We start from the raw sequence: 19,840 nt of genomic DNA, 5'->3' as shown, positions 1-19,840 counted from the left end.
AATTTCTACCGCGCAACCGTTACGGTAAGCTCCTGCCAGTCCTCGCCCTTAATCCATTTTTCCGTAAAATCGCACGCCGCTTCGCACGCGGCTTTGAGTAAGTCGCGCTCGCCGCTCGAAAAATGCGACAGCACGTAATCGGCGAGCGACATATAGTTAGGCTTAAAGCCCGTGCCTATGCGCACGCGCGCAAAGCCCGTTCCGCCCAGCTTGCTCACTATATCGCGCATACCGTTGTGCGTTCCCGCCGACCCGTCGAGCCGCGCGCGCACAACGCCCTTGGCAATGTCTATATCGTCGTAAAGCACGATAATATCGCGCATATCTATTTTATAGTAGCGCGACAAATATCCGACGCTGTCGCCCGATAAGTTCATGTACGTTTGCGGCTTGCACAGCAAAACCTTGCCGCCGAGCGCAACGTCGGCAAGCTCCGCATTGCTCTTTTTGTCATACGCGAACGCGGGCGCGTCTAACCGCGCGGCGAGAATATCCACCGCGTTAAAGCCGATGTTATGATAGGTATCCCGATATTCCCTATCGGGATTGCCCAAGCCGACTACAAGTTTCATAACAGTAAAACTATTGCGCCGCCTATCGGCAAGCGCGCCGTTAAGCTATAACGGCGTTGAGTTTGTTCACAAGCTCGTTTACGTCGTTGCCGTGCGCTTCCGCCGCTTCCGCAACGGTTTCGCCGCGCGAAATGGGACAGCCCAAGCAGTGCATGCCCATATCGAAAAACACCTGCGCGATTTTTTCGTTTTCGGGATCCAAGCACAAAACGTCGTATATGGTCATATCCGCTGTAACTTTGTTTGCCATTTTATCAACTCCTTTGCGCAAAGCGATTCGCTCGCCGCGCCGCGCGCAATACGCGCCTCGGCTTTTCTTTATTAAAGCCGAGCTATATTGTATCACGCTCGGTTATTTTTTGTCAATCGTTTGCATTTTATAACGCGCATATTTGTTAATTTGCGGTCAACCGTCTTTCTTATACGCGCCGCCCGAAATGACCGCCGCAACCTCCGCCGCCATGTCGCGATCGTCGTCGACAACCTCCGCCTCCGCATAACTCGCAGACGGCACAAAGATATACTGCGCGTACCACCCGCCGCCTATGGGCGGAGTGCCGAGCGTGTAATGTCCGTATTCCGTGAACAGCAAAAAATCGAGCAGGCGTTTATTCATGGAGTCGAGCGCGGCGGACAGTTTTTCGACGTGCGCCGTCAAGCCGAACGCGTCGGGGTAAATATCGGGCTCGCGACGCAACGGCAAGACGTATTCCGCCTTGCACCTGTCGGCGGCGCAAATGATTTCGCGCGACGGAAGTATGTCGCTATCGTCGCACCGCTCGAACGCTATCAGACGGAACTTGCCGTCCAAATACGCCGCATACGTTCCCTCGCGCAAGCCCTCCGTCATTTTCCCGAAAAACCGCGCGGCGAAATTAGGTCCGTGTATTTTTAACTCGCGCTCGCCGTTGTACAAACACGCAAGCGCGAGCATGGGCAACGTCCGCGCCGCGCACTCCGTCACCGCGGAAAACTTTACCAGCTCCTCCGTCGGCGCGCGAAGCACGCCCAGCACCGTGCCGTATCTGTTCAATAACGCGTGCGCGGTTACGTTGGTGTCCTTTTGCGGTATGAGATAGGACAACAGCGTTTCCACAAGTTCCACGTCGCTGAACCCGTCGAGCTTCGCGTCGTTGCGCACCGATTTTCGCAGGCGCAATCTATGCCCGCCGTGTACGCCGCGCATATCGTCGCTCGATGTTCCGTCCGCCGCTTTACCGTCTTGCTCCGCGACGTTTTCGGTCTGCACCGCACGCCGCGAAACGCCGCCGAACAGCCCTAACCGAAACTGCATTAACTGCTTTTCGAGTTCCGCGTCGGCGCGACGTCGGTATTCCGCCGCGTCGTTATTGTTTTGGTTGCCTTCGTTATCGCTCATGTCTTAATAGCCGTTATATACGCAAAAACGACGGCGCGACCGCGCGCCGCGTGCGACTATTATACCCCGCAACTGTTTTGCTCGGAACGGTCGCGTGCGCGAACTATTCCGTTTTTTCCACGATTTCCAGCGCGACGCGCGCTTTGACTTTGCCGCCGAACATGTCCACTTCTATATCGGCAAAGCGGTTGTGCCTGTTGATGTATTTTATTAGCCCTTCGCTGTCTTTGAGCGGTCCGTCCTGTACGCACACCCTGTCGCCGACGATATATCCGACGGAACGCTCCAAGCACCGTTTACCTTTGAGCAAAAATTCCAGCCGCCTGCGCTCGTCGATCGGAAGCGCAACGCCGCTATCCGAATCGCCCGACCGCAACAGCCTTATAACGTCGTGCGACGCGTAAAAGTACGACCCGAATTCGCGCATAAATTCTTTGGGCGGCATGGACGTTTCCACAAACACATAGGACGGGAACAGCGGGCGTTTTTTATACGTCCTGCCCAACTGCCTGTCCTTTTTGTTGCGGTAATAGTATTCCGATTCGGGGCAAAACGGGTCTATGTCGCAACCGAGCGCGCGCGACGAAACGTACCTTTTAAGGTCGTCGGTCACGCGATTTTCCGCGCCCGTTCGGACATATAACACATACCAATAATACGGCTCGTTCATGCACCCTCTCCAACTAATAAAGCAATTTCCGCCCCGACGCGCGGCGGCGGAAAAATGCGGCGGCTCGCCGATAATATTGTACTATAACGGCGACGTAATTTCAAGCGTTTTGCTACCTTAATAATTTTGCCGCGATTCGGTTTGCTCGCTCAAATGCCCGACAAAACAAAAAGAGCGGCATTGCCCGCTCCTTTGCTTGCTTATTATCACAGTTTTCCGCTTAAAAATTACACTTCGCGCGGCTTGTCGGACAGGAAGCACACGCCCACCATGCCCGCGCCCGTGTGCGCGCCGATAACCGGTCCGACCCAGCCGATAACCACTTCGCAGTCGGGGCGGATTTCCAAAATTTTCTGCTTCATCTGCTCGGCATAATCGCTGTCCGCGCTCGGTATGTACACGCGCGCTTTGGTCGTGCAATCGGCGTTGTATTTTTTGAACATGTCCGCCATATAGCCCATGCCCTTGCTAACGCCTATTTTCTTTTGCACGACGGACAGTCCGCCCGTCTTGTTAATTACAAGTATGGGTTTTATGTTGAGCGCGGTGCCTATGACAGCCGACGCGCCCGACACTCTGCCGCCCCGCTTTAAGTGCATGAGGTCGGTAGTCATGAACCACACGTGTACGTGCGAACTGAAATCGGCGAGCATTTTTACCGCGTCCGCCGCGGACACGTCCGCGTCGCGCAGGCGTTCCGCCTCGTCAACCACTATGCGCTGAACGACCGTTGCGCCCAAAGAGTCGGCAACGTACACGCGTTGCTTGCCGTACTTTTCGTTGATGTTTTCGGCGGCTTTGCACGCGCTTTCGTAAGTGCTCGACAGCCCCGACGACAACGTCAAGTGCACTATGTCGCAGTCGTACTTGTTGAGTAATTTCTCAAAGAATTCCTCGTGTTCGGCAATGTTGATTTGCGAGGTCGTGGGCATTTTGCCCGCGCGGATTTGGTCGTAAAAACCCTTATAGTCCTCGTCCTTATCGAAGTCGTCCACGTGCGGAACTTCGTCGATTGTAAATACCTGCGATATGTATTCTATGCCGCGCGCGGTCATTTCGCCGCAGTATATGTCGCAAGATCTGTCGCTACTCAATACGAATTTCATTTTTTCTCCTTAATATGAAAATGTTAGTTGTGAATGTCCGATATATGCGTTACGCGCGCGAGCTGTCCGATACGAACGAAATACCCACGGCGTTACAGCCTGTATGCGCGCCGATTACGGGTCCTATCCAGCCGATCTCGAATTGACAATCGGGTCTGACCGCTTTCGCTTTTTGCAAAAGCTCCTCCGCAAACTCGCTGTCCGCGCTCGCTATGTAAACTTTGTGCGGCACGGCGGCGCTCAATTTTTTAAACGCTTCGACCATGGCGGCAATGCCCTTGCCCGCGCCCATCTTTTTTTGAACGACCGCAAGCGCGCCGTACTTGTCGAAGTTGATTATAGGTTTTATGTTGAGCGCGGTTCCGATATACGCTGACGGGCCCGACACTCTGCCGCCCCGCTTTAAGTGCATAAGGTCGGTAGGCATAAACCAAGTTTGGAGTTTGTACGTAAACTGTTTGAGTTGTTCCGCCGCGTCCGCCGCGCACACGCCCCCGTCGCGCAGGCGTTGCGCCTCGTCCACGACGTGACGGGTAGCTATCGTCGCGCCCAAAGAGTCCACGACGTACACGCGCTTGCCGTGTTTTTCGTTGACGTTTTCGGCGGCTTTGCACGCGCTCGCGTAGGTGCTCGACAACCCCGACGACAGAGTTACGTGCACTATGTCGCCCTCGTACTTGTCAAGCAACGTTTCAAAAAACTCCTCGTGTTCGACAATGTTTATCTGCGAGGTCGTGGGCATTTTACCCGCGCGGATTTGGTCGTAAAATCCCTTGTAGTCCTCGTCTTTGGTAAATTCGTCAAAGTGCGGAACGTCGTCTATCGTGTACACAAGCGGGCGATATTCTATACCGCGCGCCGTCATTTCGTTGCGCAAAATGTCGCAGGACGTATCCGCCGATAACGTAAAACTCATTTCCGTTTTCTCCTTGTAAAAAATAATTGTCTATAAGTTTTTTGTAACGGCTCGCCGCGACTATTCGCGCACGGAGTCCGATAAAAACGATATTCCCACGGCGTTCACGCCCGTGTGCGCGCCGATAACCGGTCCGATCCACGCAATCTCTATGTCGCAATCGGGTCGAGCGGCTTGCGCCTTTTTGAGCATGCCTTCCGCAAGATCGCTGTCCGCGCTCGCTATGTAAACCTTGTGCGGCTGTTTTGCCGACGTGGTTTTGAATATGTCTATCATCGCCGCAATGCCCTTGCCCGCGCCTATCTTCTTTTGCTTGACCACAAGCGCGCCCGACGCGTCGAACTGCAAAATAGGCTTAATGTTGAGCGCGGTTCCGATATACGCCGACGGACCCGACACTCTGCCGCCACGCTTTAAGTGCATAAGATCGGTAGGCATGAACCACGTGTGAATATGATTGACCATGTCGTTAAGCCGTTCGACGGCTTGCTCTGCGGGAACGTCCGCGTCGCGCAGCCGCTCCGCCTCGTCCACAATGTGCCGAGTGGCTATCGTCGCGCCCAGCGAATCCACTATGTAAATGCGTCGCCCCGTCTTTTCGTAAATCTGCTCGGCGACGTACCGCGCCGACAACGGCGAGGACGTCAAGCCCGACGAAATCGTGACGTGCACGATATCCCCGTCGCACTTGTTTATAAGATTGCCGAAAAACTCCTCGTAATCGTTTTGAGTGACCTGCGAAGTCGTAGGCATTTCGCCGCCGCGTATCTTGTCGTAAAATTCTTTAATCTCGTCGTCGGACGTTATTTCATCCTTGTGCTCCACGCCGTCGACAGTGTAGTATGTAGACACATAGTCTATTCCGCGCGCTTTGAGCTCGCTTTTAAATACGTCGCAAACGGTGTCCGTTGAAAGTGTAAACCGCATATTGACTTCCTCCTTTTGTTGCTATCATTATACTATACGCCACACCTTTTTCATAGCGTTTTCATATATTATACCTTTGCAAAACAATGATTTTGTAAAATAATACACATTTTTTATTATTATGTGACATTTTTAAAAACACCCGATAAAGGAGCGTTTCCGACCGCGTCCGCAAGCGTTTCGCTATTTTCCGTCAAAATCAGTCGGTAATTCGACAAAAGCAGTCCGTTTACGCATGTATGCGAAACTTGAAAATAATGGGTGAAAATGGTATAATTTTATTAAATCAGCGAGAAAAAAGGAGCCTGAAACTTATATGAAAATCCGTGTAATGGTCTGCGACGACAACGAAGAATTTGTGGCTAACGCCCGAACGCACTTTGCCGTTTCGGACAAGATAGAGCTTGTGGAAACCGCGTCGAACGGCAAAGATGCGTTGGAACGGCTGGACGCCGTCAGACCGGACGTACTGTTACTCGATCTCGTCATGCCGACGCTCGACGGATTTTCCGTGCTCGAACGGGTTAATAAAGGCAGTATGAAGATAATCGTGGTGTCCGCGCTGTCGCAGGACGCTTTTATATCCAAGGCAATGAACTTGGGCGCGGACTTTTATATGATGAAACCCGTGTCGTTCGGAGTGCTCGACGAACGTATTATAGAGGCGGTCAACAGCAAACGCCCGACCGCCAAAAACCGTTCCATGGACGAAAAAATAAGCAATATTTTTATCACAGTCGGTATCCCCGCGCATATTAAAGGTTATCAGTACTTGCGCGAAGCCATAAAAATGACTATCGACAGTCCCGAAATTATAAATTCCATAACCAAAAAACTCTATCCCGAAGTCGCCGAACACTTTAACACAAGCCCGAGCAAAGTGGAACGCGCCATTCGTCACGCGATAGAAGTCGCATGGAACAGAGGCAAGATAGAAAACATCAACACCCTGTTCGGCGTGCGCGTGTACAACCACAACGAAAAGCCGACAAACGGCGAATTCATCGCGCTCGTCGCGGACAAAATGTTGCTCGAAAGCGTTTAAACTTTTACCGCTCCCACAAACGTAATGCGCCGCAACGTGTAAATATTCCACATGGAAATTACGCAATTTTGCGGCGTTTTTCATTTATACACTTAAAAACTATTGACATACCCCCCCCCCCCGTGCTATTATATACTCACTAAAATCACTCATCGGAGGATAAAATGGCAGGAAAAATCAAAAACAAAGTCTTCTATGCAATGACTTGCCTGACCGGACTCGGCTTTGGTCTGCTTTTGGGCGGCATGTTCATCGGCGTAGTCAACAGCGCGTCGGATATACCGGGCGTGTCGGGCAACATAAGTCTGTTCGACGAAGACTTTTCGACTTTAGGTATAAGCAACACGTTTGCTTTACTTTCGTTTATCGTAACCATTGTCGGCATAATTATGATTTGCGCAGATCTCGGCTTACGCAACAAATTTAAAAAGCACATACTTCCGCTCCACATCGCAAGCATTGCGGTTACGGCGGTCGGCGCGATTCTTATCCTTGTTTCAGGCATTATTCTCGCAGGCGACGTCGAGGACGCAATAATTAATTTCGCTATGGCGGAAGCAGGCACAAGCGACCCCGCAATCGAAGCCATACTTCGCGCGTCCGTTTCCATAAACGCCGGCGCGGGCATATACCTCGGCTTTATCGGCGGACTTATCGCGGCGGCGGCAAGCGGTGTAACGATGCACAAACGCTTTATGTTCAACGTTGCGGCGGACAATGCAGGCGCGACCGAACAGCCTGCGGCTACGGCGCAGCCCGCGACAGAACAGGCGGCAACCGCACAACCCGCGACAGACGCTGTTCAGCCCGAACAGAAAGACGACGCGCTTTAATAGCTTAATCGGTTTATAACAAAAACCTCGAAGTACAAACTTCGAGGTTTTTTATTGTCTTAATAATAAAAGATAAAACGCCCTGCTCTGTTATTTTATGACGTTGCTGTAAAGCGAACACACTTCGTCGAACGACGGAATACTCTCCGCCGCGCCCCGCCGCGACACAGTTATAGACGACGCCTTGGTAGCAAACAGGCACGCTTCTTTAAAAGAGTACATGCCGACATGCGGGTACGTGAGCGACAGCGCGCCGACAAACGTATCGCCCGCCGCCGTCGTGTCCGCTACCGTGGTTTTGCACGCGGGTATGTGCGATATGAGCTTGCCGTTATCGGATATTGCCGCGCCGTTCGCACCCAGCGTAAGCACGACGTAGCGCACGCCGCGCTCGTGGAATACGCGCATTGCGGCAAGTTGAGAATCCCAGTCTTTGGGGTTTATGCCCGTAAGAATTTGCGTTTCCGTTTCGTTGGGCACAATCAAGTCCACGTTGTAATAAAAATCGTCGGGCAGTTCTTTGGCGGGCGCGGGGTTAAGCACCGTCGTCATGCCTATGGCGTGCGCCTTGCGCAGCGCGTAAGCGACTATGTACAGCGGCACTTCGAGTTGACACAGCAGCGTGTCCGCGCTCGTCGCGTGTTCAAGCGCTTCGTCCACGTCCGACTTACTCAAACCGAGGTTCGCTCCGCTGTAAACTATAATGCGGTTGTCTTTATCCTTGCCCGTAAGCGCGATTATCGCCGTACCCGTCGCCCTGTTGACCTGCCGAACAAACTCGGTATCGACGTTAGCCGCGTCCAGCTTGTTTATCATTTCCGTGCCGACCGCGTCGTTGCCGACAAGCCCTATCATTTTAACGGCTTTGTGCGCTTTGTCCGCGCCGCGCATGGCGAGCCGCGCGATTGCAACGGCTTGGTTCGCGCCTTTGCCGCCCAAGCCCATACGACACCCGTCGGCTATTATGGTTTCGCCCTTTTTGGGTATGCGTTCGAGTTCGAGCGAAACGTCGTTATTGATACTGCCCAGCACGTAAATCATAACGCAACTCCTTGTTCCGTATTAGTATGGTCGTCGTCGTTCGCGACTTCCGCCGCTTTGCCGCTATCCGCTTGCGCCGCCGCTATTTCCGCCTCGGACGCCGCGCTCGCGCGCTTTGGCTCGGACAAAACCTGCAAGCTCTTGCCGCTGTTTTTGCGCTCGTGAGCGCGCTTTTTTTGTTCCTCGTTAATCTTTTCCATAGCCTCGCGTTGCGAACCCGACGGCGACTTGATGGAAAACGCTATGTTTGTAAGGTGGTCGCCGATACGTTCCAGCGCGCTTATTATCGAATAGAAATGCGTCCCGCTCTCCACCGAGCACCCGCCCGCATTGAGCCGCGCTATGTGGTTATCGCCGAGCGTGCGCTTTATCATGTCCAATTCCTGCTCCATGTTCGCAAACCCGTTAAGCCTGCCCACGTCGTTGTTTTGGAAAATGTACATAGCTTCGTCGAACATTGTCATTACCCTGTCGTACATATCCTCCAACTCGTCCAGCGCGTTTTGGGTGAACGAGCAGTCGTTCTCGCGCATACTCTGCGCGTCCTCCATAAAGTTTTGCGCGTGGTCGGCTATGCGCTCGATGTCGCCGACGACGTGGTGGAGCGACCCGACAAACTTTTCGTCGGAGCGCGAAAGCGCTTGCGACGAAAGTTTTATAAGATAGCGGCTAACGCCTTTATGAACAAAGTTGATGCGTTGTTCGTCGCGCTCGACCTTGTCGCGCTCGGCGGTGTTTTGAGTAAGCACTGCGGACATTGCGCGTTTGAGATTTTTCTGCGCCATTTCCGCCATGTGGTTGACTTCCAGTTTGACCTGCGCGACGGCAATCGGCGGGGTTTGCAAAAATCGGTCGTCTATGTAATACATGTGCGGGGCTTCGTCCTCGCCGCCGTGCTTTTCGCGCACCAGCCACGACGCAAGCCTCGTCAACGGCTTGATGAACGGCATGAGCAACGCCGTAGTAATCAGGTTGAAAAACACGTGAAACAACGCCACTTGCATTTGCGGCTTGCTCGCCATCTTGCCTAACAGCCACACGACGTCGTCTTTGAATATCCAAATGAACACGGCAAAAACAAACGTGCCGATCGCGTTGAACAATAAGTGTATGACTGCCGTGCGCTTGGCGTTGGTGCTCGCGCCCAGCGACGCGATAATAGCCGTAACGCACGTGCCTATGTTGGTTCCGAGTATTACAAACAAAGCGCTGCCCATAGGAATAATGCCCGCGCCCGACATGGTGACAAGTATAGCCGTCATTGCGGCGGACGACTGAAACAGCGCGGTACAAACAATGCCGATAAGTATTAAAACCAACGGAAAGCTGACTTTTTCAAACACTCCGGTAAGCGCGGCGCTTATTGCGGGCGACGTTTTAAACGTGTCGCTCATAAGCCCCAAACCGACGAACATAAGACCGAGTCCCGATATTGCAAAGCCTATCTTTTTTACGGTAGCGTTTTTGGAAATCATGCCGACAGCCACGCCGATAAACGCAAGCACGCCCATGAACCCGCTCAAACTGAATCCCGATAGAGCGACGATAATACCCGTCAACGTCGTGCCTATGTTCGCGCCCATTATTATCGCCGTAGCCTGAACAAGCGTCATAAGTCCGGCATTGACAAAACCGATAACCATGACGGTGGTCGCCGCGGACGAATTGACAAGCACCGTCGCCACCGCGCCCACGCCCACGCCCGCAAAACGGTTGTCGCTTATTTTGCCGAACAGCTTGCGCATGCCCTTGCCCGCACTGCGCTCCAAGCCCTCGCTTAACATGTGCATGCCTATCATAAGCACGCCCAGCCCCGCGATCAGCGTTAATACACTTAAAACTACTTCCAAAGCGATAATTCCCTATCGTATAATACGTTTATATTGTACGACAATAATCGCGCGTTGTCAAGCATGTGCGCGCCTCGCAAACGTGTAGCCCAAACCACCCGCACATTAAAATTTATTTCACAATCGCTAAATAAATTTTTTAAACCCATTGACATAAACGTTTAAGTAAAGTATAATATAAATATATAACTCATTAAAAGGGAGGACTAATAAGGTATTACCGAGGAATTAAAAATGAAAAAATCAAATGCAATTAAATGTATTGCGGTCGTGTTTATACTGATTGCAATGGCTGTTGTCGTGTTATGTTTGACATTGACGCATCAGTGGACCGACGATACAAAACAAAGAAAAAATGCGGACGCGGAACGCATAGCGCACAACGAGTTTCTTTTCGACGACGTTTATTTTGTATCGCCCGCAAAAAGCAAGTACGTAAAAACTTCGCCTTATGCCCTATTTACATGCGGCGAAAAAAACGAGAAGACCTGTTTATTGATTGTTCCGTCTTCGCCCGACGAAAAACCATATATTATCGACTGGCCGTTTGCGGCAGAATATAGGGAAATGGCGGAAGCCGTATACAACACACCCTTTAATCAAATAGACCGCGCGAAAATAAACGTTTCAATGCTTATCGAGAGTTACGACTCAATGATATTCGCAAACGACGAACTCACCGCGCTAATAAAATCACAATCTCTCGACATTCCATTTATGCTCCGATTCGACGGATACGCCGCCGTCCAAATCGACGGTCATATAGTAGTTTACCGTTCCGACCGCGCGGACGAATAGTCGCAATAATTACGCGCACTTGCACATTTCGTTGAATTATAGCAGCGCGGCAAACAATTAACAAACAAAAAACTCGGACTGTAATCCGAGCTTTTTTGTGCTGTTATAATAATTGCGATTATTTAACCGTTGCGGCGTTATGCGCGGGATTAAAAGAAGTCGGCGCGCGCCGCCTCTTTGGTTTCCGCGTCAACTGCGAACGGGATACGCGTGGTATAACCGTTTTTCGCCGCGACTATCTGTTTTGTCGGCCATGCGAACACGTCGCGGTTCCACACGTTGACGGTGTCGTTGTACACTTCGCGCGCCGCGGTTATTTCGCGTTGCAAATACGAGTTCTGTTGCATGGCGTCCGCAAGTTCCTGATGCGCTTTGAGGTTGGGATAATTTTCGACCGCAATGTTAATCGACCTGCCTATCGCTTCGAGCTTGCTCGCTACCTGACTGCGCGCATCGTCCGCCTCGGGAGTATTTCCGCCGCGGTACTGAGCGAGTTGGGTGAACGTGGTTCTGTCGAGATCGATTGCCTTATCGACCAAGCGCGCACAGTTTTTGAGGATTTGAACGCGCTGTTCGAGGTAGTTGTCGATCTGCGACGCGTCGTGTTGCAGTTTCTGTTGAAGTTGCTGGAAGTAATTTTTGGCTTTCACCTTCATTATCCACCAGATAATCCCGCCGATAAGAGGCGGCAAAAACCACCAAATAACGTCGAAGATTTTAGACCCCGTCCCGATTTTCACGGGAAGTTGCTTGCCGATGACCTTGACGTCGTTTTCGCCGACGGCTTCGTCACGCATTTCGTCCAATTCGTTTGCCATAGTTTTATCTCCTTTTTGTTTATTATTTTTGTTGATTATCGAGTAAGCCGCTTACAAACCTGTCGAACGCGGCGTCGTCCGATTGAGTCAAACAGCACAGCAGCCCGCGAGCGTAACTGCGCGCCGAACCGAGTTCGGCGGCGGGCTGTGCGGCTTGGTCGCGCACTCGCCTGTCGAATTCTTTGTCGGACAGTCCTATTTTGTTCAGCTTGACGGTACTTGTGTTATCGACGGGTATGTATTCCGTCCACGGCACGGGCACGCTGTGTATCGCCCCGTCGCCGCCGCGCATGCTCACATAATCGACGCGCGGCTCGGTACGGAACGAATAGGCGCGCACTCGCACTTCGTCCGTGCTTCCGTTTTTGGACAGCAAATCGGTTTTAAGTATGGTCTGCGTCGCGGTCGCCTCGTGTCGGAACGGTTCTTGACCGATACGGTTGACGGCGCACTCCGCTTCGTAGTTGGTATAGTTGCGCGAATACTCGGTCTTGTATATGTATTCCTTGGGCTTGTGCTGTTGATACAGCGGCACCGACAGCAACGGCGCAAGCTCGAAAAACAAATGCTTAAAGTAATCTTTGTTGAATGTGACGAATTTGGCAACTGCGTTGTCGTATTCGTATGACGCATATCGACTGTAAGACGTGTCCAAATCCCACATCGCGGAGTGTTCGGACTCGATAACGTTGATACACTTGCGCTTGTTAAAAGCAAAGTCGTCGCCGTACCCGTCGTTGCTCTGCATAAGTGATAGCATGTTCTTTTGCGCGAGCGGCGTGAACAACAGACGGAATTGCACCTCGTTGTTTCTGTCGAGCGCGCCGAACAGGACGTCGAATTCCGCGTTGCCCATTTCCGTGAACGTCGAGCCGCCCGCTTTAATCTGTTCCTTTTGCAGTTTTTGAATTTCCTTCGCGCCCGACTTTACGCGCCTTTCAAGCTGTTTTTCGTTCAGCTTTTCGGCGTGCGACGGCGAGTGCGAAAACACAAGATCGGGCGCGGCGTCGTTGCCGTAAATAAGCCGAGTATACTCGGAATAGTCGGGCATGGGCTTATCGACGCTCGCGTGCAAAGTTTGCGTGTGGTGTTGCGTGTGTCTGTGTCCTTCCGAATCGGTGTAAGTAGTCGTCCACGAAATAGTAAGCGATCCCGTGTATGTTTGCATCACCGTGGTATGTACCAGCTCGCGCTCGACCAAGAACGGATTGCCGAGAATTTCGCCCGACAGCAATTCTATCGTCGAGCAGTCTATATCGTCGTTGTCGCCGAACCCGTATTTGCCGTTTAGATAGTCGTACCGCCGCATATCGAAGTTATCGTCGATTTTGAGCAACGGCACGGTCGCTTCTATAAGATTTTTGGTGTCCGTGCTTTCAAACAAGCTGTTAAAAGGTCGCATTTGCTCCCACGCCTCGGCGAGCAGTTTATCGGCTTGTTCCCTATGCTTATCCGCCTGCGCGGAGTTGTTGCGTATGCGCGAATTGAGCACCAATACGATAAGCACAATGCTTCCCGCCGCTACGACCAAGCCCGCGGGCAACATCGACGCGCCCGCTACCGTCGAGCCTTTAACGAGCAAATATATACCGACAGCGGCAAGCACGAAACCCAACACGGCGCAAATAATCAAGAAAATCTTTGCGCCCTTTTGCCGCGCCGCCATTTTGTCAAACCGATCGCAAGCGGCACATTCCGTTCTGTACTGCGCAACGGTTTGCCTGTTTTGCTCGACGTTTAAGCCCGACCTTTTTACAAGCGAGTCGATATGCTTATACGCCCTTTCCTCTATTTCGTTTCTATACCGCTGCGTGTACGCTTTGAGCGGTTCGAGTAGTATATCGTCCATCGTTCTTCCTTATGTTATCCGTATCGAAATTGTGCACAAACAATCAGACCGTATGAATATACACAGTATAACATGTGTCAGCATATTCGTCAAGAGTTTTTTAATTTTTCGACTGTGCTCGGCTCGGCGTTTATTCTTCTTGCTCTCGAATAATTTCCGCTTGTTATTCCTTATAGCTTGACAATCAATTTAGGCATATAATATAATTATAAAGTTATGTTTAGGCTGATTAGATTTTTAAAAGGTCACATACCCGCGACGATCGCCGCGCCCGTATGTAAGCTGATTGAAGCGATCGCGGAACTTGCCGTTCCTATGATTATAGCGAGCGTTATAGACATAGGCATAGCCAACTCCGACAAGACTTATGTAATCAAATATTGCGCCGTTATAGGCGCGCTCGCCGTCGGCGGGTTTTTAATATCGATTACAGGTCAATATCTTGCGTCCAAGGTCGCGCTGGGCTTCGGCACGCGACTGCGCAACGCGACGTTCAAGCACATAAACGCCTTGCCCGTTTCCGCTTGCGACAAGATAGGCGGCGCGTCGCTGGTAACGCGCGTAACGGGCGACGTGCTCAACTGCCAAAATGCGCTCAACATGTTTTTGCGGCTCGTATTGCGCATGCCGTTCGTCGTAATAGGCGCGTTCGTAATGAGCATGATTATCGACCCCGTACTGTCGCTTATGTTTCTTACCATGACGATAGTGCTTGCCGCGACAATCACCTGCGTTTTACGCTTGACCATGCCGAGGGTAAAACGCGCGCAAAAGAACCTCGACGAAATTTCGCGCAACACCGCGCAAAGCCTTTCGGGCGCGCGCGTTATTCGCGCGTTCTCCAAGCAAAAACACGCAAAAACCGAATTCGACAAAGTCGCAACCGCGACCGCCGACACCAATATCGGCGCGGCGCGCATTTCCGCGCTTCTCACACCCCTGACGTTTGCCGTAGTCAACCTCGCAATCATAGCTGTGCTGTGGTTCGGCGGAGTCAAGGTAAATATCGGCACGCTCACGCAGGGCGAAACCATTGCGCTTATCAACTATCTGCAACAGGCGTTTTTCGTTATAGTGAATATAGGCAACGTGTTTTCGGTGTTCACCCGCTCGTCGGCGTGCGCTGCGCGCGTCAACGAAATACTCGACATGCCCCTACCCGAAAACGGCACGCTCGCCGAAATTTCGGACGACGACTGCGTAATAAAATTCGACAACGTGTCGTTCGCTTACGACGGCGATTACGACGTGCGCGACATATCGTTCTCGCTCGACCGCGACAAAACGCTCGGCATAATCGGCGGCACGGGTAGCGGCAAAAGCACGCTTATTAACCTTATGGAACGGTTTTACACGCCCGCCGTCGGCACGGTCGAGTTTTGCGGCAAACCCGCCGCGGAATACGACGTTGCGTTTATGCGCGGCAAGATAGGCTACGTGCCGCAACGCGCGGCGGTGCTTCGCGGCACTTTGGAGAGCAATCTTACAATCGCCGACGAAAACGCATCGCGAGAACGCCAGCAATCGGCACTCGCGCTCGCGCAAGCCTCCGAGCTGTGGGACGCGCTCGGTCCCGACGGGCAGATTGCCGACGGCGGCAAAAATCTGTCGGGCGGACAGCGGCAACGCGTGTCCATAGCGCGCGCGCTGTGCCGCGACAATATTTTGTACCTATTCGACGACGTTACGTCCGCGCTCGACTACAAGACCGAACGCGATTTTATAAACGCTATGAAGACGGTGCGCGGTGCAAAGATTTTCGTTTCGCAACGCATTAGCGCGGTGTCGGGTTGCGACGATATTATAGTGCTGGACGGCGGGCGCATTGTCGGACGCGGCACGCACGAAACGCTTAAACGCGACTGTCCGCTGTATGCGGAATTTTGCGCGTCGCAGTCGGAGGGTTAATCATGAAAAACAAAAACCTTTCCAAAAAGCAATCGGCGACGGTTCGCAGACTGATGAAGTATTTAAAACCGCACGCGGGGCTTATCGTGTGCGCGTTCCTGTTTGCGGTTATCACCGCCGCCGCGTCGCTGTTTACTCCCGTCATAATAGGCAGGGCGGTGGACTGCATTGTCGGCGCGGGCGCGGTGGACTTTAAAAAACTCACGCTGTATGTGTGCATACTCGCGGGGCTTATCGGCGCGGTCATGCTGTTTCAGTGGCTAATGAATTTGTGCGCGCAACGCGCGGCGCACCTGACCGTGCGCGACGCGCGCCGCGACGGGTTCGCTTCGCTAATCGACGCGCCGCTCAAATATATCGACGGGCAATCCCCCGGCGATCTCGCCGCGCGCATATCGGTGGACGCCGACCAAATAGCCGACGGGATTGTACAAGGCTCGACGCAAATATTTATGGGCGTTGTGACCATTATAGGCACGCTCGTATTTATGATACTAATCAACCCGTGGATTGCGCTTGCGGTCGCCGCGCTCACTCCCCTGTCGCTGTTGGTATCGTATTTTGTAGCGCGCGGAACGCACAAATATTTTACGCAACAAACGCGCGTGCGCGGCGAGCTTTACGGCACAAGCGAGGAAACAATCCGCAACCGCGCTTTGATTGCGGCATACGGGTACGCGCCGCGCGCCGAGCGAAAATTCGGCGCGACCAACGACGAATTTAAAGACTGCGGGTTTAAAGCAACATTCTTCTCGTCGCTCGTCAATCCGTCCACTCGCCTTATAAACTCGCTCGTTTACGCGGTCGCCGCAGTCATGAGCACGGTATTCGCAATAGAGGGCGCGGTGTCGATAGGCGAAATTACACAGCTGTTGTTGTTCGCCAATCAGTTCGCCCGCCCGCTCAACGAAATAACGGGCGTTATAACCGAGTTTCAAACCTCGCTCGCCGCGGCTAAACGCATACTCGACCTTACCGATGCGGAAAAGCAGGACGACAGCGGCGACGCGCTCCAAACGTGCAACGCGATAACAATCGACGGGCTGGACTTTTCGTACACGCCCGAAAAACCGCTTATACAAGACCTTAACGTGGACGTTCCGCAAGGCACGCTCGTCGCAATCGTCGGGCGCACGGGTTGCGGCAAAACGACGCTCATAAATCTTTTAATGCGGTTTTACGACCCCGACGGCGGGCGCATACTGCTCGACGGCGAGGACGCGGCGCAGTACACGCGCAGCAGCGTGCGCGCCAACTTCGGCATGGTTTTGCAGGACAGCTGGGTCTTTAAAGGCACTGTGCGCGACAATATAGCTTACGGCAAGCCCGACGCAACCGACGAGGAAGTGCGCGCCGCCGCAAAAGCCGCCGACATCGACGGGTTTATCGAGCGCATGCCCAACGGTTACGACACCGTTATAGACGACGGCGACGGCATTTCGCAGGGTCAAAAACAGCTTATCAACATAGCGCGAATTATGCTCACCGACCCGCCCATGCTCATACTCGACGAAGCGACAAGCAACATAGACACGCGCACCGAAAAACGCGTGCAAGCGGCGTTCGACAAACTTCTCCGCCCCGAAAACGGCAAAAAGAAAACGGGATTCGTCGTTGCGCACAGACTTTCGACGATAGTCAACGCGGATATGATTTTGGTCATGGACAGCGGCAAAATAATAGAACGCGGCACGCACAAAGAACTGTTAAACAAAAACGGCGCGTATGCCGCGCTGTACAAAGCGCAGTTCGCGCGCGAATCGGCATAACGCAAACGCCGCAACCGCCCGCGCTTAAAGCGCGGCGCAAGGAGGAAGAAACAATGCGCATTTATAAATCCGTGACCGAACTCATAGGCGGCACGCCCATACTCGAACCGACCAACTACGCGCGCAAAAACAAACTTAAAGCGCGGCTACTGGTCAAGCTCGAATATCTAAACCCGACGGGCTCGGTCAAGGATCGCACGGCTAAATATATTATAGAATCCGCCGAGCGCGTGGGCATACTCAAAGCGGGTTCTACCATAATAGAGCCGACAAGCGGCAACACGGGAATAGGACTCGCGGCGATTGCCGCCGCAAAAAATTGCAAGCTGATTGTCACCATGCCCGAAAACATGAGCAAAGAGCGGCAAAACCTGTTAAAAGCATACGGCGCGCAAGTGGTGCTCACCCCCGCCGCCGAGGGCATGCGCGGCGCGATTAAAAAAGCGGAAGAGCTTAACGAGCAGATCCGCGGTTCGTTTATCGCGGGACAGTTTGAAAACCCCGCCAACCCCAAGGCGCATTACGAAACGACGGGACCCGAAATCTGGAACGACACCGACGGCAAAATAGACATACTTGTCGCTGGAGTGGGCACGGGCGGCACTATAAGCGGCGCAAGCAAATATTTAAAGCGCAAAAACAATGACTTGGAAGTCGTAGCCGTCGAGCCGAGAAGCTCCGCGGTGCTGTCGCACTGCAAAGTCGGACCGCATAAAATTCAGGGCTTGGGCGCGGGTTTCGTTCCCAAAACTCTCAATCTTTACTCATTCGATAAGGTAAAGACTTCGACCGACGAGGACGCGATAGCCACCGCCAAAAAGTTTGCGGCGACCGAGGGCATACTCTGCGGCATATCGAGCGGCGCGGCGTTATACGTTGCGACCGAGCTTGCCAAACTCAAAAGGAACGAGGGCAAAACCATTGTAACCATACTTCCCGACTCCGCCGACAGATACTATTCTACCGAACTTTTTATCGACGAACCGACCGAATAACAAAACAATTTCCGCGAAATTTGAAAAACGTATTGAAACGCGCAAACCTGTGTGATATAATTATTACACATGCGGCTGCGCATAAAAGGAGCGGAAATCGTGGGAACGGCATTTACGGACAAAGACAGAACAGCACTGCTTAACGCGCTTAACAGCACGGGCATATTCGTGACGTGCGGACGGCAAACGCCCAACATAATGGTCACGCACACGGGCACGCTCGGCAAGCTGTGGGGGCGCGAAGTGTTTATGTTGCCTATACGCGCCAATAAGTATTCGTACCGCATTGTTTCGCAAACAAAGAGCTTTGCGCTAAACGTGCCCGCGCACGACATGCGCAACGAAATTGCGCTGTGCGACACAATATCGGGCTTTAAATGCAACAAGTTTGAAACGTTAAACCTCCACCCCAAGCGCGCGCGCAAGATTGACGCATACGTGCTCGGCGAGTGCGGACTGATTGTGGAGTGCAACCTGTTGGCGACGATCTCGCCCGACGCGATTATATCGCAAGCGGACGGGTTCAAACAGGACAACACGTCGCACACCCTGTTCGTCGGAGAACTTGCAAACTGCTACCGCCTGCATTGAAATTTCAACCAAAAAACCCGCCGCACCGCGCGACGGGTTTTTTGGATTATTGTTTGTTGCGCCTATATTGTATAAGCGGTTGCGCCCCGCCGTTGTTATTCGGCGACGGTGACGGTTTTAATGACAATGGGATTGAACGGAATATCCGAATACTGTTGCCATCTGCCCGTTTTGGCTTTGCCGTACTTGACCGCGACTTTAATACTCGCTTCGTCCGCGCACTTGCCGAACGCCGCATACTCCCCGTCGAGGTGCGGGGTGTCGGCGACGCAAATAAAGAACTGACTGGACGCGCTGTCCTTTACCATGGTGCGCGCCATGGAAATAACGCCCTTTTCGTGCTTGATGGGATTGTTCACGCCGTTGCTTTTGAACTCGCCTTTTATGGTGTTAGCCGATTTTTGAACAAGCCCGCGACGTTCGTCCCAAGTAAAGCCGCCGCCCTGTATCATGAACCCGTCGATTACGCGGTGAAAACACAAGCCGTCGTAAAAATGCGCCTTTGCCAAGCCGACGAAGTTCGCTACCGATATAGGCGCATACTCGGGATAAAGTTCGAGGTTGATGACGTTGCCGTCTGTAAATTCGATTGTCGCGTTTATTGTTTTCGCGTTTTCCATAATATTCTCCTTGATTGACTATAACGGCGTATCTTGCCGCGCAGTATTTAGTGTGCGCTTGTATTATAACATTGAACTGCGTCAAAGGCAAGCCTTTGCCCTGCGGTTATCACCGCCGGTGTTTTCTCACGAAAACACGCAGTCGTGTTGAAAT

Annotated in this window: 19 protein-coding genes; 7 read left to right on the top strand and 12 right to left on the bottom strand. The window is 52.6% G+C overall.

The window, feature by feature from the left end; all coding sequences use genetic code 11:
- Positions 1 to 5 precede the first annotated feature (5 nt).
- From pth to NFR57_RS01625, 7 genes are all read right to left on the bottom strand, one after another.
- A complete protein-coding gene (gene pth / locus NFR57_RS01655) occupies positions 6 to 572 on the bottom strand; it encodes an aminoacyl-tRNA hydrolase (protein ID WP_251182097.1) in 567 nt (188 codons plus the stop codon).
- A gap of 40 nt (positions 573 to 612) precedes the next feature.
- Positions 613 to 822: a DUF1858 domain-containing protein gene (locus NFR57_RS01650; protein ID WP_251182096.1), complete on the bottom strand. Its 210-nt coding sequence runs from the start codon at positions 820 to 822 to the stop codon at positions 613 to 615.
- Between the two features lie 156 nt (positions 823 to 978).
- Positions 979 to 1,950: a JAB domain-containing protein gene (locus NFR57_RS01645; RefSeq protein ID WP_251182095.1), complete on the bottom strand. Its 972-nt coding sequence runs from the start codon at positions 1,948 to 1,950 to the stop codon at positions 979 to 981.
- 103 nt (positions 1,951 to 2,053) lie between these two features.
- Positions 2,054 to 2,620 carry a transcription termination/antitermination NusG family protein gene (locus tag NFR57_RS01640; protein WP_251182094.1) on the bottom strand — a complete coding sequence of 189 codons (567 nt, stop codon included), beginning with the start codon at positions 2,618 to 2,620 and terminating at the stop codon, positions 2,054 to 2,056.
- A 227-nt stretch (positions 2,621 to 2,847) separates the two neighbouring features.
- Positions 2,848 to 3,726, bottom strand: coding sequence for a DegV family protein (locus NFR57_RS01635; RefSeq protein ID WP_251182093.1), 879 nt, complete (start codon positions 3,724 to 3,726; stop codon positions 2,848 to 2,850).
- 49 nt (positions 3,727 to 3,775) lie between these two features.
- The gene (locus tag NFR57_RS01630) at positions 3,776 to 4,642 is read right to left on the bottom strand and encodes a DegV family protein (RefSeq protein WP_251182092.1); all 867 of its coding nucleotides are present in this window, start codon (positions 4,640 to 4,642) and stop codon (positions 3,776 to 3,778) included.
- A gap of 60 nt (positions 4,643 to 4,702) precedes the next feature.
- Positions 4,703 to 5,569: a DegV family protein gene (locus NFR57_RS01625; protein ID WP_251182091.1), complete on the bottom strand. Its 867-nt coding sequence runs from the start codon at positions 5,567 to 5,569 to the stop codon at positions 4,703 to 4,705.
- A gap of 316 nt (positions 5,570 to 5,885) precedes the next feature.
- On the opposite strand from NFR57_RS01625, the gene spo0A reads away from it, so the two are divergent.
- Together spo0A and NFR57_RS01615 are read left to right on the top strand one after the other, a co-directional pair.
- Positions 5,886 to 6,614: a sporulation transcription factor Spo0A gene (spo0A, locus tag NFR57_RS01620; protein WP_251182090.1), complete on the top strand. Its 729-nt coding sequence runs from the start codon at positions 5,886 to 5,888 to the stop codon at positions 6,612 to 6,614.
- A gap of 164 nt (positions 6,615 to 6,778) precedes the next feature.
- Positions 6,779 to 7,447, top strand: a complete 669-nt coding sequence (locus NFR57_RS01615) for a hypothetical protein (protein WP_251182089.1) — start codon at positions 6,779 to 6,781, stop codon at positions 7,445 to 7,447.
- Between the two features lie 90 nt (positions 7,448 to 7,537).
- On the opposite strand, the gene rbsK is transcribed toward NFR57_RS01615, so the two are convergent.
- Both rbsK and NFR57_RS01605 read right to left on the bottom strand, forming a co-directional pair.
- Positions 7,538 to 8,488: a ribokinase gene (rbsK, locus tag NFR57_RS01610; protein ID WP_251182088.1), complete on the bottom strand. Its 951-nt coding sequence runs from the start codon at positions 8,486 to 8,488 to the stop codon at positions 7,538 to 7,540.
- Positions 8,485 to 10,338, bottom strand: coding sequence for a Na/Pi cotransporter family protein (locus tag NFR57_RS01605; protein WP_251182087.1), 1,854 nt, complete (start codon positions 10,336 to 10,338; stop codon positions 8,485 to 8,487). Before NFR57_RS01605 ends, rbsK begins: the two co-directional genes overlap by 4 nt.
- A 234-nt stretch (positions 10,339 to 10,572) precedes the next feature.
- On the opposite strand from NFR57_RS01605, the gene NFR57_RS01600 reads away from it, so the two are divergent.
- Positions 10,573 to 11,136 (top strand): hypothetical protein, encoded by a 564-nt coding sequence (locus tag NFR57_RS01600; RefSeq protein WP_251182086.1) that lies wholly within the window; start codon positions 10,573 to 10,575, stop codon positions 11,134 to 11,136.
- A gap of 149 nt (positions 11,137 to 11,285) precedes the next feature.
- On the opposite strand, the gene NFR57_RS01595 is transcribed toward NFR57_RS01600, so the two are convergent.
- Positions 11,286 to 11,954 (bottom strand): LemA family protein, encoded by a 669-nt coding sequence (locus NFR57_RS01595; protein WP_251182085.1) that lies wholly within the window; start codon positions 11,952 to 11,954, stop codon positions 11,286 to 11,288.
- Positions 11,955 to 11,976: 22 nt separating this feature from the next.
- Positions 11,977 to 13,803, bottom strand: coding sequence for an MAG1210 family protein (locus NFR57_RS01590; protein WP_251182084.1), 1,827 nt, complete (start codon positions 13,801 to 13,803; stop codon positions 11,977 to 11,979).
- A gap of 216 nt (positions 13,804 to 14,019) precedes the next feature.
- On the opposite strand from NFR57_RS01590, the gene NFR57_RS01585 reads away from it, so the two are divergent.
- The 4 genes from NFR57_RS01585 to NFR57_RS01570 all read left to right on the top strand — a co-directional run bounded on the left by NFR57_RS01585 (position 14,020) and on the right by NFR57_RS01570 (position 19,066).
- A complete protein-coding gene (locus tag NFR57_RS01585; RefSeq protein ID WP_251182083.1) occupies positions 14,020 to 15,711 on the top strand; it encodes an ABC transporter ATP-binding protein in 1,692 nt (563 codons plus the stop codon).
- Positions 15,712 to 15,713: 2 nt separating this feature from the next.
- On the top strand, positions 15,714 to 17,480 hold the full coding sequence (locus NFR57_RS01580; RefSeq protein ID WP_251182082.1) for an ABC transporter ATP-binding protein: 1,767 nt from the start codon (positions 15,714 to 15,716) through the stop codon (positions 17,478 to 17,480).
- Between the two features lie 53 nt (positions 17,481 to 17,533).
- Complete coding sequence (gene cysK / locus NFR57_RS01575) at positions 17,534 to 18,475, top strand: cysteine synthase A (protein WP_251182081.1); 942 nt, start codon at positions 17,534 to 17,536, stop codon at positions 18,473 to 18,475.
- A gap of 69 nt (positions 18,476 to 18,544) precedes the next feature.
- Complete coding sequence (locus tag NFR57_RS01570; protein WP_251182080.1) at positions 18,545 to 19,066, top strand: flavin reductase; 522 nt, start codon at positions 18,545 to 18,547, stop codon at positions 19,064 to 19,066.
- A 95-nt stretch (positions 19,067 to 19,161) separates the two neighbouring features.
- Here NFR57_RS01570 and NFR57_RS01565 read toward each other — a convergent pair whose 3' ends face one another.
- Positions 19,162 to 19,686, bottom strand: a complete 525-nt coding sequence (locus tag NFR57_RS01565) for a peptidylprolyl isomerase (protein ID WP_251182079.1) — start codon at positions 19,684 to 19,686, stop codon at positions 19,162 to 19,164.
- Positions 19,687 to 19,840: the final 154 nt, after the last annotated feature.

The sequence above is a fragment of the Anaerocaecibacter muris genome, from assembly GCF_943192945.1.
Classification (GTDB): domain Bacteria; phylum Bacillota; class Clostridia; order Christensenellales; family Pumilibacteraceae; genus Anaerocaecibacter; species Anaerocaecibacter muris.
This window is presented reverse-complemented; position numbering and strand designations above follow the sequence as displayed.